This window comes from Pelomonas sp. CA6, from assembly GCF_022549225.1.
Classification (GTDB): Bacteria; Pseudomonadota; Gammaproteobacteria; order Burkholderiales; family Burkholderiaceae_C; genus Roseateles.
Genome location: NZ_JAKZFD010000001.1, coordinates 37,097 through 49,724, shown reverse-complemented (window position 1 = coordinate 49,724; position 12,628 = coordinate 37,097). Strand labels below are relative to the sequence as shown.

The 12,628-nt window shown below is 69.1% G+C and carries 13 protein-coding genes; 3 read left to right on the top strand and 10 right to left on the bottom strand.

The window, feature by feature from the left end:
- Positions 1-27: 27 nt before the first annotated feature.
- Entirely contained in the window at positions 28-756 is a 729-nt protein-coding gene (locus LZ017_RS00240) for a TetR/AcrR family transcriptional regulator (RefSeq protein ID WP_241298675.1), read from the bottom strand.
- A 287-nt stretch (positions 757-1,043) separates the two neighbouring features.
- Between LZ017_RS00240 and LZ017_RS00235 the strand changes: the two genes are divergently transcribed.
- Together LZ017_RS00235 and LZ017_RS00230 are read left to right on the top strand one after the other, a co-directional pair.
- Complete coding sequence (locus LZ017_RS00235; RefSeq protein WP_241298038.1) at positions 1,044-1,601, top strand: HNH endonuclease; 558 nt, start codon at positions 1,044-1,046, stop codon at positions 1,599-1,601.
- A gap of 98 nt (positions 1,602-1,699) precedes the next feature.
- Positions 1,700-2,221, top strand: coding sequence for a glycine zipper 2TM domain-containing protein (locus tag LZ017_RS00230; RefSeq protein ID WP_241298037.1), 522 nt, complete (start codon positions 1,700-1,702; stop codon positions 2,219-2,221).
- A gap of 78 nt (positions 2,222-2,299) precedes the next feature.
- On the opposite strand, the gene LZ017_RS00225 is transcribed toward LZ017_RS00230, so the two are convergent.
- Genes LZ017_RS00225 through cyoA form a run of 8 tightly spaced genes read right to left on the bottom strand, consistent with a single transcriptional unit; the run spans position 2,300 to position 10,303 of the window.
- Positions 2,300-3,403, bottom strand: coding sequence for a tartrate dehydrogenase (locus LZ017_RS00225; RefSeq protein ID WP_241298036.1), 1,104 nt, complete (start codon positions 3,401-3,403; stop codon positions 2,300-2,302).
- 13 nt (positions 3,404-3,416) lie between these two features.
- A complete protein-coding gene (locus tag LZ017_RS00220) occupies positions 3,417-3,995 on the bottom strand; it encodes a response regulator transcription factor (protein ID WP_241298035.1) in 579 nt (192 codons plus the stop codon).
- Positions 3,992-5,377, bottom strand: coding sequence for an ATP-binding protein (locus LZ017_RS00215; protein WP_241298034.1), 1,386 nt, complete (start codon positions 5,375-5,377; stop codon positions 3,992-3,994). The genes LZ017_RS00220 and LZ017_RS00215 overlap by 4 nt, the downstream gene beginning before the upstream one ends.
- A 12-nt stretch (positions 5,378-5,389) precedes the next feature.
- Positions 5,390-6,163 carry an SURF1 family protein gene (locus LZ017_RS00210; protein WP_241298033.1) on the bottom strand — a complete coding sequence of 258 codons (774 nt, stop codon included), beginning with the start codon at positions 6,161-6,163 and terminating at the stop codon, positions 5,390-5,392.
- A 10-nt stretch (positions 6,164-6,173) separates the two neighbouring features.
- Complete coding sequence (gene cyoD, locus LZ017_RS00205) at positions 6,174-6,545, bottom strand: cytochrome o ubiquinol oxidase subunit IV (RefSeq protein WP_241298032.1); 372 nt, start codon at positions 6,543-6,545, stop codon at positions 6,174-6,176.
- 1 nt (position 6,546) lies between these two features.
- Entirely contained in the window at positions 6,547-7,173 is a 627-nt protein-coding gene (cyoC, locus tag LZ017_RS00200; protein ID WP_241298031.1) for a cytochrome o ubiquinol oxidase subunit III, read from the bottom strand.
- A gap of 18 nt (positions 7,174-7,191) precedes the next feature.
- Positions 7,192-9,198: a cytochrome o ubiquinol oxidase subunit I gene (gene cyoB, locus LZ017_RS00195; protein WP_241298030.1), complete on the bottom strand. Its 2,007-nt coding sequence runs from the start codon at positions 9,196-9,198 to the stop codon at positions 7,192-7,194.
- Positions 9,199-9,223: 25 nt separating this feature from the next.
- A complete protein-coding gene (gene cyoA, locus LZ017_RS00190; protein WP_277604420.1) occupies positions 9,224-10,303 on the bottom strand; it encodes a ubiquinol oxidase subunit II in 1,080 nt (359 codons plus the stop codon).
- Between the two features lie 103 nt (positions 10,304-10,406).
- Between cyoA and LZ017_RS00185 the strand changes: the two genes are divergently transcribed.
- A complete protein-coding gene (locus LZ017_RS00185) occupies positions 10,407-11,738 on the top strand; it encodes an MFS transporter (RefSeq protein WP_241298028.1) in 1,332 nt (443 codons plus the stop codon).
- 30 nt (positions 11,739-11,768) lie between these two features.
- On the opposite strand, the gene LZ017_RS00180 is transcribed toward LZ017_RS00185, so the two are convergent.
- Entirely contained in the window at positions 11,769-12,536 is a 768-nt protein-coding gene (locus LZ017_RS00180) for a Crp/Fnr family transcriptional regulator (RefSeq protein ID WP_241298027.1), read from the bottom strand.
- Positions 12,537-12,628: the final 92 nt, after the last annotated feature.

The following is a 12,628-nucleotide window of genomic DNA, read 5'->3' as shown; positions in this document are numbered from 1 at the left end:
TGTGGCTCCTGTCGTCTGGTAATGGGGTCAGCCGCGCTTGCGGACCGCGCCGGGCGCCGCCGGCGGCTGCTTGGTTTTGGATTCCTCGTCGGCCTTGCGGCCGGCGGGGGTGGCAAAGAAGCCGACGATGCGCTCGAAGCCCACGCCGGCACGGTTGAGCGCACCCGGGCTGCGCAGGAAGCGCGCGTCGTGGTGCAGCGAAAGAATCAGGCCGTGCAGCTCGAACAGGATCTGCTCGGCATCGGCGTCGGCACGCAGATGGCCGGCCTCCTTGGCCAGCACGATGGCCTTGTGCAGCGCGGCGTGCCAGGCCTTGACCATGCTCACCAGCGCGTCGCGCACCGGGCCGGGCCGGTCGTCGAACTCGACCGCGCCGCTGATGTAGATGCAGCCCGAATCGATTTCCACCGACACGCGGCGCACCCAGCGCTCGAACAGCGCGCGCAGGCGCGGCAGGCCGCGCGGCTCACGGATGGAGGTGAAGAAGACCTCCTCCTCGAACTTCGCGTGGTACTCGCGCACCACCGCGATCTGCAGTTCCTCGCGCGAGCCGAAGTGCGCGAACACCCCGGACTTGCTCATCTTGGTCACGTCCGCCAGTGCGCCGATGGACAGCCCCTCCAGCCCCATGTGCGAGGCCAGCCCCAGCGCTGCCTCCAGAATGGCGGCACGGGTCTGCTGGCCCTTTTGCAGCGAACGGGCGCCGCGCCGCGCCGGGGAGGCGACGGCGGCTGCTTCGGGTTTGAGGCGGGTCAGGCTGGACACGTGGGCGGACCGGTTAAGCTGCTTCGGGTTCGGATAATAAAACGAACGGTCGTTCTATTTTTGCCCAAATAAAGGTCGCCGGATACGGCGCCAGGGGATTGCTTTAGGGCGGCACGCCTAGAACGCCACCGGGTTCTCCCGCGGATCGGCCAGTGTGGGGTCAGGTCGTGACAGGTTCTTGACGGGCAATCCCCGTTCCGCGCGCGCGACGTGAGCTGGCATGCACCCCTTGAGCCCGGCCTGCCGACTGGATTACGCTAGCGGCGGAGGTCAACGCCGTGGATGTTCTCCAGCTGGATGTTTCAGGCCGACCGCAGGCCTGGATCTCGACCAAGGAAGCCGCCGTGCTCTATGCCAGCGACGGGGTGGCCTGGACCCTGGGCCTGCCCTGTCAGGTGCTGCGCGGCGGGCTGCAGCGCCGCACCGGACTGCAATCGCGCATCGAAGTGCACCCCATCGTCGCGGTGCGCGGCGCGGTGCCCAGCCGCGCCTGGCGCCAGGCGCCCGCCCTCTCCAACCCCAAGCTCTTCGCGCGCGACCGCATGGTCTGCGCATACTGCGGCCACTGTCCCGGCTTCGAAGCGCTGACGCGCGAGCACATCTTGCCCGTCTCGCGCGGCGGTCGCGATTCGTGGATGAACTGCATCACCGCCTGCCGGGCCTGCAACGGCCGCAAGGGCAACCGCACACCCGAGGAGGCCCGCATGAGCCTGCTCTACCTGCCCTATGTGCCCAGCCTGCACGAAGACATGATCCTGCGTGGGCGGCGCATCCTGGCCGACCAGATGGAATTCCTGCTCGCCAGCGTGCCACGCAGTTCGCGGCTCCATGGATGAGGCCTGCCCCGGGTAAAAGGCCGTAAAGACTTGTGTCACAGGTCAACGGCGGCACTAGGATGGGCGTTGCCTTGACACCGTTTCCTGTGGAGTTCTCGATGCGAAAGATCATTCTCGCCGCCACCGTGGCCGCGCTGGCCGCCTGCAGCACCACCAATCCCGACGTGATCCAGCGCGGTGACGCGCAGCGCATGTCCCAGGTGCTGGATGGCACGGTGGTGTCGATACGGGCCGTCACGGTCGACGGCTCGCAGAGCGGGGTCGGCGCGGTGGCCGGCGGCGTCGCCGGCGCGGTGGCTGGTTCCAGCGTCGGTGGCAAGCGCGAAGGCGCCATCGTCGGCGTGCTCGGCGCGGTGGCCGGCGCGGCGCTGGGCAATGCCATCGAGCGGGGCGTGACCAAGGAAGACGCGATCGAGATCCTGGTCCAGCTGCGCAACGGCGAACGCCGCGCCATCGTGCAGGCGCGCGGCAGCGAGACCCTGCAGCCCGGCGACACCGTGATCATCGTCACCAATGGCGGCAAGGCCCGCGTGACGCGCGCGCCTTACGCGCCGCCGCAGCCGCCCGCGCCGCAAGCCCATCCCCAGGCCTATCCGGCGCCCACCTCGTCGCGCCTGTAATTCCTGCCCTCGGTCCGCGCCCGAGCCGGACCGTCCCCACCCCGGCATGGCGGCCACGCCCTGCCGGGGTTGTGCTTTTCAGGCACCCGCTTGCAGCGCTGCCTCGATGGCGCGTCCCATCTCAGGGGTGTCCGCCGTGCCGCCCAGGTCCGGCGTGCGCGGCCCGCGGGCCAGCACCTGTTCGATCGCGCGCAGGATGTCGTCGTGCGCCGCGCGGCAGGCGGCGGCCTGGGCCGGGTCGCTGCCAGCCAGGAAGTCCAGCATCAGCGCGGCGGACCAGATCATCGCCACCGGATTGGCGATGTTTCGGCCATAGATGTCCGGCGCCGAGCCGTGCACCGGCTCGAACAGCGAGGGGAAACGGCGCTCCGGATCCAGGTTGGCCGAGGGCGCCAGGCCGATGGTGCCGGTGCAGGCCGGCCCCAGGTCCGACAGGATGTCGCCGAACAGATTGCTGCCGACGACCACGTCGAAGCGCTGCGGCTGCAGCACAAAGCGCGCGGCCAGGATGTCCACATGCTGCTTGTCGACAGCCACCTCGGGGTAGTGCGCGGCCATCGCGTCGGCGCGGCCGTCCCACCAGGGCATGCTGATCGCGATGCCGTTGGACTTGGTGGCCACGGTCAGCTGGCGGCGCGGCCGCGAGCGCGCCAGCTCGAAGGCATAGCGCAGCAGGCGGTCGGTGCCGTGGCGGGTGAAGACCGATTCCTGGATCACCAGCTCGCGCTCCGTGCCTTCATAGAGCACGCCGCCGGCCTTGGAGTATTCGCCCTCGGTGTTCTCGCGCACGATCAGGAAGTCGATCTCGCCGGGTCGCCGCCCCGCCAGCGGACAGGGCACGCCCTCGAACAGACGCACCGGGCGCAGGTTCACATACTGGTCGAACTCGCGCCGGAACTTCAGCAGCGAGCCCCACAGCGACACGTGGTCGGGCACCTCGGCCGGCCAGCCCACCGCGCCGAACAGCAGCGCGTCCATGCCCTGCAGGCGCGCCTTCCAGTCGTCCGGCATCATCTGCCCATGCTGGCGGTAATAGTCGCAGCTGGCCCAGTCGATGGGGTGCAGCGCCAGCGCGATGCCGTGCCGGGCCGCCGCCGCGCCCAGCACACGCAGCCCCTCGGGCATGACCTCCTTGCCGATGCCGTCGCCGGGAATCACCGCGATCTGGAAGGTCTTGCTCATCGGGGGCTCCCGGCTATTTGATGCGCTGTTTCTCGAGCTTGCGCGCCAGCGTACGGCGGTGCATGCCCAGGCGGCGCGCGGTTTCGGAGATGTTGAAGTCGGTCGCCACCAGGGTCTCGTGGATGCGTTCCCACTCCAGGTTTTTGATCGAGGTCGGGCGCTCGCTGAGCTCGACCTCCGCGTCGCCCTCGGCGCGCGCGAAGGCGGCCTCGATGTCGTCGGTGTTGGCGGGCTTGGCCAGGTAGTGGCGCGCGCCCAGCTTGATCGCCTCCACCGCGGTCGCGATGCTGGCGAAGCCGGTGAGCACGACGATGATCATCTCCTCGTCGCGCGCGTGCAGGGCCTGCACGCAGGCCAGGCCGGAGCCGCCGCCGGCCAGCTTCAGGTCGACGACGGCATAACCCGGGCGGTGCTTCTGCATCAGCGCCTCGACCTCGTCCAGGCTGGCCGCGCGCAGCACGCGGTAGCCGCGCCGCTCGAAGGAGCGCACCAGCGTGCGCGCGAAACTGTCGTCGTCCTCGACGATGAGCAGCAGGCGCTCCAGCGCCTCGTCCAGCGCGCTGCCAGTGATGCCGGTGGGCGGCGCATTCATCGCGGACCTCCACGCGCCACGGCGCGGTCCAGCGTCAGCGCGGCCAGCGGCAGCTGCATCACGACCTCGGCACCGCCTTCCTCGCGGTTGCGTGCGCGGATGCGCCCGCCCAGGCTGCTGGCCACGTTCTGCGACAGGAACAGCCCCAGGCCGCCGCCCGGCTTGCCCTTGCTGGACTGGTAGGGCTTGCCCAGCTGCGCCAGCATCTGCGGCGCGAAGCCAGGGCCCTGGTCCTGCACGCGCAGGATCAGCAGCTCACCCTCGCAATGCGCCACCAGGCTCAACGGCCGGCCCGGCGCCGCCTCCAGCGCGTTGTCCAGCACATTGCCCACCATCTGCTTGAGCGCGGTGTCGGAGACGATGGCCAGGTCGGGCAGCCCGTAGCGCTCATAGCGCAGCTCGGCGGCGCTGCGCGTGCTGCGCCACTCCTGCACCAGCGCGTCCAAGAAGGCCAGCAGCGTGGTCTGCGCTGGCGCCTCGCCGCGCGTCTCGCCGGCCGACATCAGGATGCCGCTGACAATGGTCTTGCAGCGCTGCAGCTGCAGCTGCATCTCCTCGATCTCCTCGCGCAGCTCGGGGTCGCCGGCGAAGGGGGCCATGCGCGACCAGTCGCCCAGGATCACCGACAGCGTGGCCAGCGGCGTGCCCAGCTCGTGCGCCGCGCCCGAGGCCAGCAGGCCCATGCGCACGATGTGCTCTTCTTCGGCGGCGCGCTGGCGCAGATCGGCCAGGCGCGCATCGCGCTGGCGCAGGTTGGCGACCATGCGGTGGATGAAGACGACGACCAGCCCGGCATTGAGTGCGAAGCACAGCAGCAGCCCGCCGATGTAGTGCGACGGCAGCGCCACCATGCCCTGCTCCAGCAGCACCAGGGGCCGGTGCCACAGCGTCAGCCCGACGAAGCAGGCGGTCGCCAGCGCCACCATGGCCCAGACATAGACCGGCCGCAGCAGCACCGCCGCCAGCGCCAGCTGCAGCAGGTAGAGAAAGATGAAGGGGTTGTTGATGCCGCCGCTGTAGTAGAGCTGGCCGGACAGCATGGCCATGTCCACCAGCAGCCCGGCGAACAGTTCGACATCGCTCACCGGCCCCACGCCGCGCGCGCGCAGCCAGCAGGCCAGGTTGAACAGCACCAGCAGCGCCAGCAGCGAGAGCATCTCGCCCATCGGCAGCGCGATGCCCAGGACCAGGTCCACGACCAGGATGGTCGCCAGCTGACCCGCAACCGCCAGCCAGCGCAGCTGCACCAGCTGCATCAGGTTCTTGCGCCCCGCCTGCCCGTCGGCCTGGTGCTGGACCTGCCAGGGCAGGCCCGGCAGCCGCGCTCCGGTCGAGGCGGAGGGCGGCACGGTCAGGGGGTCGGGGCTCAGGGCGGGGTTCATCGGGCAAGGGCTTCAGCGCGCCCGGCGCCAGCGGCGCTCCTGCCACAGCAGGGCGCCCGCCGCCGCCGCCATCATCGCCGCGAGGGCGAACCAGGTGAGCGCGTACACCCGGTGATTGTTGCTGAAGCGCAGGACCGTCAGGCCGGCGCGCGGCCAAGGCCCTGCCGGAGAAACGGCGGACGGCCCCGGCCAGGCGTCGACGAAGAACGGCGCGACCGGCCCCGGCAGCCCGCGAGCCGCGGCGATCGCGGCGACGTCGCGCGAGTACCAGCGGCCCGCGGCCGGTTCGTTCTTCTGCAGCAGGCTGCCGCCCGGCTCGCTGAGCCGCAACAGCCCCTCGACCGTCACCGCGCCGACGGGTTCGTCCGCGGCCCGGGTGGCGCGCTCGCGCCGCTCGGGCGGCACGAAGCCGCGGTTGACCAGCACCCAGACGCCGTCGTCCAGGCGCAGCGGCGTCAGCACCCAGTGGCCGGTGCCCAGCTCGGTGCTGGCGCGCACCAGGGTTTCGCCGTCATGGTCGAAGCGCCCTTGCAGGCGCAGGCGGCGGTACTCGTGCGTGTCGCGCGCCAGCGCCGGCCACTCGGCGCGTGCCGGCGGCGCCACCGGCGCGGTGGCCAGGCCGCGCTCGACGCGCGCGATCAGCGCCTCCTTCCAGGCCAGGCGCTGCAGCTGCCACAGCCCCAGTGCGACGAAGCCCGCAAAAAACAGGGCCGCGCCCAGCAGCAGCGCCACGAGGACGCCGCCGCGGCGCGGCCGCGGGGGAGAGGCGGGACGGGCGTCCTGCATCACCGCGGGCTCAGGGCATGTTGCGCATGTCGTGCACGGGCATCATGTTGGTGTTCAGGTGATACATCACCCAGATTGAGCCGGCCAGCATGATCACCACCAGCACGAGGGTGAAGATCAGCGAGAGCATGGACCAGCCCTCCTCCGCCTTCGCGTTCATGTGCAGGAAGTACACCATGTGGACCACGATCTGCACCGCCGCGAAGCCCAGGATCACGAAGGCCGTGGTGCCCGGGGGCAGGACCTTGGCCATCACCAGCCAGAACGGAATCGCGGTCAGGATCACCGACAGCACGAAGCCGATCGCGTAGTCCTTCACGGTGGCGTGGTAGCCGCCGTCGTCATGGTGCTCGGCGTGGTGCTCGTTGTGTTGCGCGCTCATGTCAAAGGGTCCCCATGAGATAGACGAAGGTGAAGACACCGATCCAGACCACGTCCAGGAAGTGCCAGAACATCGACAGGCACATCAGGCGGCGCTTGTTCTCGGTCGTCAGGCCCAGCTTGTTGACCTGCACCATCAGCGTCACCAGCCAGATGATGCCGAAGGTCACGTGCAGCCCGTGCGTGCCCACCAGCGTGAAGAAGCTGGACAGGAAGGCACTGCGCTGCGGTCCCGCGCCCTCGTGAATCAGGTGCGCGAACTCATACATTTCCAGGCCCAGGAAGGCCAGGCCCAGCAGGCCGGTGATGGCCAGCCAGCCCAGCACGCCCTGGCGGCGGCCATGCTGCATGGAGATCATCGCCATGCCGTAGGTGATGGAGGACAGCAGCAGGAAGGCCGTGTTCACCGCCACCAGCGGCAGGTCGAAGAGATCGGCGCCCGAGGGGCCGGCCGCGTAGGAGCGCCCCAGCACCGCATAGGTCGCGAACAGCACCGCGAAGATGAGGCAGTCGCTCATCAGATAGAGCCAGAAGCCCAGCAGCGTGCCCTGCTTCGGGTGGTGATCGCCGGCCAAGTCGTAGTAACGCGGCGAGCCGTCGGCCGCGGTCAGGGAAACGGAATGACTCATGGTGTTGCTCCCCGGTCTTCAGCGGCTCGCGAGCGCCGCCGCCGACGCCAGTTGCGCGCTGCGGGCGTTCTCGACGCGGGCGACCTCGTCGGCCGGGATGTGGTAGTCGCGCTTGTAGTTGAAGGTGTGGGCGATCGTGGCCACCACCGTCGCCAGGAAGCTCAGCCCGGCCACCAGCCACATGTGCCACACCAGGGCGAAGCCCATCAGCGTGCACAGCGCGGCGATCACGAAGCCGGCGGCCGTGTTCTTGGGCATGTGCACCGGCAGGAAGCCGCTGGTGGGACGCGCCACACCGCGCTTCTTCATGTCCTGCCAAGCGTCCGCCTCATGCACCACCGGTGTGAAGGCGAAGTTGTAGTCCGGCGGCGGCGACGAGGTCGACCACTCCAGCGTGCGGCCGTCCCAGGGATCGCCGCTGAGGTCGCGCAGCTGCTCGCGGCGCAGATAGCTCACGGCGAACTGGATCAGCATGCAGGCGATGCCCAGCGCGATCAGGCCGGCGCCCAGCGCGGCGATCTGGAACCAGATCTGCAGCGAAGGATCGTCGAAATGGCTCATGCGGCGGGTCACGCCCATCAGGCCCAGCACATACAGCGGCATGAAGGCCAGATAGAAGCCGATCACCCAGAACCAGAACGAGCACTTGCCCCAGAACGGGTCCAGCTTGTAGCCAAAGGCCTTGGGGAACCAGAAGTAGATGCCCGCGAACAGGCCGAACAGCACGCCGCCGATGATCACGTTGTGGAAGTGCGCGATCAGGAACAGGCTGTTGTGCAGCACGAAGTCCGCCGGGGGCACGGCCAGCAGCACGCCGGTCATGCCGCCGATCACGAAGGTGACCATGAAGGCCACGGTCCACATCATGGGCAGCTCGAACTGGATGCGGCCACGGTACATGGTGAACAGCCAGTTGAAGATCTTCGCGCCGGTCGGGATCGAGATGATCATGGTCGTGATCCCGAAGAAGGAGTTCACGCTGGCGCCCGAGCCCATGGTGAAGAAGTGGTGCAGCCACACCAGGTAGGACAGGATGGTGATCACCACCGTCGCATAGACCATGGAGGCGTAGCCGAACAGGCGCTTGCGGCAGAAGGTGGCCACGACCTCCGAGAAGATGCCGAAGCAGGGCAGGATCAGGATGTAGACCTCGGGGTGGCCCCAGATCCAGATCAGGTTCACGTACATCATGGCGTTGCCGCCCAGGTCGTTCGTGAAGAAGTTGGTGCCCAGGTAGCGGTCCAGCGACAGCAGCACCAGCACGGCGGTCAGCACCGGGAAGGCGGCGACGATCAGCACGTTGGTGCACAGCGAGGTCCAGGTGAACACGGGCATCTTCATCAGCGTCATGCCCGGCGCGCGCATCTTCACGATGGTCGCGATCAGGTTGATGCCCGAGAGCGTGGTGCCCACCCCCGAGAGCTGCAGGGCCCAGATGTAGTAGTCCACCCCCACGCCCGGACTCTGCAGGATGCCCGACAGCGGCGGATAGGCCAGCCAGCCGGTGCGCGCGAACTCGCCGACGAACAGCGAGATCATCATCAGCACCGCGCCGCTGGTCGTCATCCAGAAGCTGAAGTTGTTCAGGAAGGGGAAGGCCACGTCGCGCGCGCCGATCTGCAGCGGCACGAGGTAGTTCATGAAGCCCGTCACCAGCGGCATCGCGACGAAGAAGATCATGATCACGCCGTGGGCCGTGAAGATCTGGTCGTAGTGGTGCGGCGGCAGGAAGCCCATCTGGTCGCCGAAGGCGAAGGCCTGCTGGGCGCGCATCAGCAGCGCGTCGGCGAAGCCGCGCAGCAGCATCACCAGGCCCAGCACGATGTACATGATGCCGATCTTCTTGTGGTCGATGCTGGTGATCCAGTCGCGCCACAGCGGGCCCCAGACCCGGTACTTGGTCATCACGGCGAGCAGCGCGGTGCCGCCCAGGACCACCATCGCGAAGGTGATCCAGACGATGGGGTCATGCGGGATCGCGTCCGGGCCGAGGCGGCCGAACACGAGCGTGGTCAGGTCTTGCATAGCAGATCTCGTCTATCCGGGGGACTCAGCGCTGTTCGGTGGGCGCCGCGGGCGCCGCCATGAACTGGGCCGCGTTCTCGGGCGTGCACAGCGCCGCGACGACAGGGCGCTCGCCGTCACGCCAGCGCAGGACGGACAGGCCGTCCACCCCGCCCTTGCCGCCGCCACCGGCGGCGTCGATGGCCATCATCTGGCCCATGCACATCTTGCCGCTCTCGACGCAGCGGTTCAGCACGGCGTCGAACAGGCCGGCGTCCACGCCGGCGTAGCGGCGCACCGGGTCGCGCTTGCTGGGCTGTTCCAGCTTCAGGTACTCGGCGCGGGTCAGCACCTGGCCCTCGGTCTTGGCGGATGCCACCCAGCGCGCGAAGCCGTCCTCGCTGAGGCCGTGGAACTTGAAGCGCATGTGCGAGAAGCCGTCGCCACTGTAGTTGGCGGAGAAGCCGTCGTACACGCCTTCCTTGTTGATCACCGCGTGCAGCTGGGTCTGCATGCCCGGCATCGCATAGATCTGGCCGGCCAGTGCCGGCACGTAGAAGGAGTTCATCACCGTGGACGCGGTGATCTTGAACTGGATGGGCCGGTCCACCGGCGCGGCCAGCTCGTTGACCGTGGCCACGCCCTGCTCGGGGTAGACGAACAGCCACTTCCAGTCCAGCGCCACCACCTCGACGATCAGCGGCTTGACCTCGGCGGCCAGCGGCTTTGTGTCGGAGATGCGGTCCAGCGGCCGGTAGGGATCCAGCTTGTGGGTGCTGATCCAGGTCAGCGCGCCCAGCGCGATGATGATCAGCAGCGGCGCGCCCCAGATGATCAGTTCCAGCCGGGTGGAATGGTCCCATTCCGGCTCATAGGGCACCGAGGTGTTGGATTGGCGATACCGCCAGGCGAACCACAGCGTCAGCGCGATCACCGGCACGATGATCAGCAGCATCAGCAGCGTGGAGACGACAATGAGGTCGGCCTGCTGCGCGGCGATGTCGCCAGATGGCTTCATCACGACGGCGTTGCAGGCTGCCAGCGGCAGAGTTAGCGCCAGAAGTGCGAAACGGCTCAGGGGGACCCGACCGTTCCGGGGGCGCTCGGAGGAGGTGGTGGAGGACATGGGTACAGCGAAAGCGGCGGGAAAACGCTAGTTGCGTGCCGGGCGCGAATGTATCTTGATTGACCCATATCAACGATTGGACATTTTGTCCCAGGTCTTGATCATGACTGCCAGCAGCACCCTGCCCCGCCCCTACGCCACCGCCCCCGCGAACCCGGGCCGGCCGGCCGCCGAACCCGACAGCCTGGCTCCCGGCGACATCGCCGTCGGCGTGGTCATCGGCCGGGCGTCCGAGTACTTCGATTTCTTCGTCTACGGCATCGCGTCGGTGCTGGTCTTCCCGACCGTGTTCTTCCCGCACCTGCCGCGCCTGGAGGGCACGCTGTGGGCCTTCGCGCTGTTCGCGCTGGCCTTTGTCGTGCGCCCGCTGGGCTCGCTGGCCAGCATGGCGATCCAGCGCCGCTTCGGCCGCGGCACCAAGTTGACGGTGGCGCTCTTCCTGCTGGGCAGCTCCACCGTGGGCATGGCCCTGCTGCCCAGCTATGCCAGCGCGGGCGCGCTGGCAATCGCGCTGCTGGCGCTGTTCCGTGTCGGCCAGGGCCTGGCGCTGGGCGGATCCTGGGACGGGCTGCCCTCGCTGCTGGCGCTCAACGCGCCCGAGCACAAGCGCGGCTGGTATGCGATGTTGGGCCAGCTGGGCGCGCCGCTGGGCTTTCTGGTCGCCTGCGGGCTGTTCGCCTATCTGTGGAGCAGTCTGGATGCGCGCGACTTCCTGGACTGGGGCTGGCGCTATCCCTTCTTTGCCGCGTTCGCGATCAACGTCGTCGCGCTGTTCGCGCGGCTGCGCCTGGTACTGACGCATGAGTACGAGCGCGAGCTGGACGCCCACGAGCTGGACCCCTGCGACGTCGGCGAGCTGATGCACACCCAGGGCCGCAACGTCTTCATCGGCGCCTTCGCCGCGCTGGCCAGCTATGCGCTGTTCCACATCGTCACGGTCTTCCCGCTGTCCTGGGTGAGCCTGTACTCCGACCAGGCGATCGGCGAGTTCATGGCGGTGGAGCTGGTAGGCGCGGTGCTGGCCGCGCTGGCCATGCCGGTCTCCGGGCTGATCGCCGATCGCATTGGCCGGCGCAGCCTGCTGGGCAGCCTGGCCGTGGCCATCGGCGTGTTCAGCCTCTTCGCGCCGCTGCTGCTGGGCGGCGGCACGCTGGGCCAGGACCTCTTCATTCTGGTCGGTTTCGTGCTGCTGGGCCTGTCCTACGGGCAATCGGCCGGTGCGGTGACCTCCAACTTCCTGCCCCACCTGCGCTACACCGGGGCGGCGCTGACCGCTGACCTGGCCTGGCTGATCGGCGCGGCCTTCGCGCCGCTGGTGGCGCTGGGCCTGTCGGCCCATTACGGGCTGTGGGCGGTGAGCCTGTACCTGCTCTCCGGCGCCGCCTGTACGCTGCTGGCGCTGCGCGCCAACCAGCGGCTGCAGCTCAAGGCCTGACCGAGCGCGGCGGCGCGAACGGCGGCGGGCTCAGCCCGCCAGCCGCGCCAGCTGGGCCGGGTCCAGCACCTCGACCTCGTAGCCCTGCATGCGGATCAGCCCCAGGCTTTCGAGCTGGCGCATCACGCGCGAGAAGGTCTCCGGCGCCACGCCCCACTGCGACGCGATGTACTTCTTGCGTTCGCGCAGCTGGATGCGCAGCCCCTGCTGCTCCTGCTGTTCCACCAGCCAGGCGGCGGCACGCGCGGTGGCGTCGTGCAGCACGCGCTGCTGGCCCTGGTCCATCCAGCGCACCAGCTCGCGCGACTGCAGCGCCAGCAGCGTGGACGCCAGCGCCTGCCGCCCGCCCCCGGGTCGGGACGACAGCGCCAGCAGATCGGCCACGTCGAAGCAGCAGGCCCGCGCCGGCTGCGACGCCAGCACGTCTTCCAGATACATGCCTCCCAGCCAGGCGCTGCTGACGTCGATCCAGCGCCCCGCTTCCAGCAGGCGCGACTGGCGCCAGCCGCCCTGCCGGTCATAGCGGCCCACGCGCACCACGCCGTCCAGCAGCAGCCACAGCCGGTCGGCCTGGCATTGGCTGGATACCAGCACCTCGTCGGTCAGCACGCGCCGCTCCTGGCCCAGGCTGGCCCAGGCGTCCAGCAACTCGTCGTCCAGCGACCAGGGCAGCAGCGCGCGGCGCAGCGTCTCGCGCAGGCCTTCGCAGGCGCCCGGCGGCGCAAGATCGGCGGCGGCATTCAGCGGCGGCGGCGACAGGCGCCGGCTCGCGTTCAGGGCGGGGCTGAGGGACGTCATGGGGGCTCTCCGTTTGCAAGGTGGCACTCTTGCGGCAGCACCCCCACCTTTGTTTGACCTGCCACAAAGGGCGCAGGCCGATGGCGGCGCGC

What these genes read in the sequence shown, in the direction of transcription:
- LZ017_RS00230 (WP_241298037.1), top strand. Translation starts at nt 1,700, where the DNA reads ATGCGAAAGATCATTCTCGCCGCCACCGTGGCCGCGCTGGCCGCCTGC.
- LZ017_RS00225 (WP_241298036.1), bottom strand. Translation starts at nt 3,403, where the DNA reads ATGAGCAAGACCTTCCAGATCGCGGTGATTCCCGGCGACGGCATCGGC.
- LZ017_RS00220 (WP_241298035.1), bottom strand. Translation starts at nt 3,995, where the DNA reads ATGAATGCGCCGCCCACCGGCATCACTGGCAGCGCGCTGGACGAGGCG.
- LZ017_RS00215 (WP_241298034.1), bottom strand. Translation starts at nt 5,377, where the DNA reads ATGAACCCCGCCCTGAGCCCCGACCCCCTGACCGTGCCGCCCTCCGCC.
- LZ017_RS00210 (WP_241298033.1), bottom strand. Translation starts at nt 6,163, where the DNA reads ATGCAGGACGCCCGTCCCGCCTCTCCCCCGCGGCCGCGCCGCGGCGGC.
- cyoD (WP_241298032.1), bottom strand. Translation starts at nt 6,545, where the DNA reads ATGAGCGCGCAACACAACGAGCACCACGCCGAGCACCATGACGACGGC.
- cyoC (WP_241298031.1), bottom strand. Translation starts at nt 7,173, where the DNA reads ATGAGTCATTCCGTTTCCCTGACCGCGGCCGACGGCTCGCCGCGTTAC.
- cyoB (WP_241298030.1), bottom strand. Translation starts at nt 9,198, where the DNA reads ATGCAAGACCTGACCACGCTCGTGTTCGGCCGCCTCGGCCCGGACGCG.
- cyoA (WP_277604420.1), bottom strand. Translation starts at nt 10,303, where the DNA reads ATGTCCTCCACCACCTCCTCCGAGCGCCCCCGGAACGGTCGGGTCCCC.
- LZ017_RS00185 (WP_241298028.1), top strand. Translation starts at nt 10,407, where the DNA reads ATGACTGCCAGCAGCACCCTGCCCCGCCCCTACGCCACCGCCCCCGCG.
- LZ017_RS00180 (WP_241298027.1), bottom strand. Translation starts at nt 12,536, where the DNA reads ATGACGTCCCTCAGCCCCGCCCTGAACGCGAGCCGGCGCCTGTCGCCG.